At 60.9% G+C, this 1,521-nt stretch carries 1 protein-coding gene; it reads left to right on the top strand.

Features of this window, described 5'->3' with window-relative positions; all coding sequences use genetic code 11:
• Positions 1-359: 359 nt before the first annotated feature.
• A partial coding sequence (locus tag AB4043_RS25190) for an ankyrin repeat domain-containing protein (protein ID WP_442308484.1) occupies positions 360-1,521 on the top strand: 1,162 nt, incomplete at its 3' end.

Here is a 1,521-nt window from a genome sequence, read left to right as displayed (position 1 = left end):
TCCGCACCCTTGGCGCTATGCCATCCATGCATCGACGTGCCGTCCCACAACAGGCGCCATCCGGCGGCCTTTTCTTTGGGAGAAAGGGTGTTGTTCTGCGCGTAGACGGCAGGCACGAGAAGAAGCAACAGGGCACGGGCGGCAAATGACGGTTTCATAGGAAATCAATGGTACACGCACTCAACTATCCCCTTGCAAATGCTTGACGTTCGCCTGCCCCCGCACTACGCTGATGCCAGCGCGAGGGGCGCATCCAGTCCGCGGAAAGGGCCGTGCCCACCCATCTACACAACTGAAGGACGAACCTTCTTTCAGCCTGATCTGTGCGGACTCCAGGCATGTCGTGAAAGGAGATTCGCATGTTTCCCAATCCGCAGGAAGCGCTTCCCCAACCCGCCCGCCTCAGCCTGGAACAATACCGCAAGCTCGCCAAGGACCTGGTCAAGGTCTGCAAGACCGCAGACCCAGAAGCCATCCGCAACCGCATCACCCTATGGATTCGCGAGCTGGCGCGGCACAGCGACCTCAACCTCACACCCACCCTTCCGGTTGCCGTCGAAGGTTGGATCGACCAGGTCACAACCTTCACCATACAAACACTGCTCCAGGGCAAACGCACCTGCGCGCTGACCGATGCGCAGTTCGTGATTGCACGCTGCCACGGCTTCGCAAGCTGGCCCAGGTTCGTGCAACACATCGAGCAGGCCAGTATCGTTACCTCTACGATCGCGGAGTTTGAAGCAGCCGCTGACGCCATCATCTTCGGCGACCAGGCAACGCTGAAACGGCTGATCGAGAAAAACCCTGGGCTGGCGCGGCAACGCTCCACCCGCGAACATCACGCGACCCTGCTGCACTACACCTCAGCCAATGGTGTGGAGGGCTATCGCCAGCGAACACCGGCCAACATTGTTGCCATCGCGGAGTTCCTTCTAGAAGCCGGCGCGCAGATCGATGCTGAGGCCGACGTATACGGCGGCGGATGCACCACGCTTGGCCTGGCAGCCACCAGTGTTCATCCCGAAACGGCGGGCGTGCAGGAGGCATTGCTGCAGCTCCTTCTCGATCACGGAGCGCAGATCGAAAAGCCAAACCTCGCCGGCAACGGCACAGGCGCTGTCGTCTCCTGCCTGGCGAATGGACGCCTGCAGGCCGCTGTCTTTCTTGCCTCGCGCGGCGCCCACCTCGATCTTGACGGCGCAGCCGGTATCGGCAGGCTCGATACGGTGAAGACCTTCTTCGACATATCCGGACGATTGCTGCCGTCTGCAACCCAACGCCAACTTCAAAAGGGATTTCTCTGGGCCTGCATGTACGGATGGGAAGAAGTTGTCGTCTTCTTGCTGGAGCATGGAGCAGACGTGCGCGATCCCGCAGAGACTGGCGCGACAGGCCTGCACTGGGCGGCCGGCGGAGCGCATCTTGGCATCGTCAAACATCTGCTGCTTGCCGGCTCTTCACTGGAGGAGTTCAACCGCTGGGGAGGCACGGTTCTGGAACATGCGGGATACGGCCTCGAAC

This window comes from Terriglobus sp. YAF25 (assembly GCF_052113305.1).
In the GTDB taxonomy this organism is placed as follows: Bacteria; Acidobacteriota; Terriglobia; order Terriglobales; family Acidobacteriaceae; genus Terriglobus.
The sequence above is the reverse complement of the archived record's forward strand: the minus strand, read 5'-3'. Positions and strand labels throughout refer to the sequence as shown.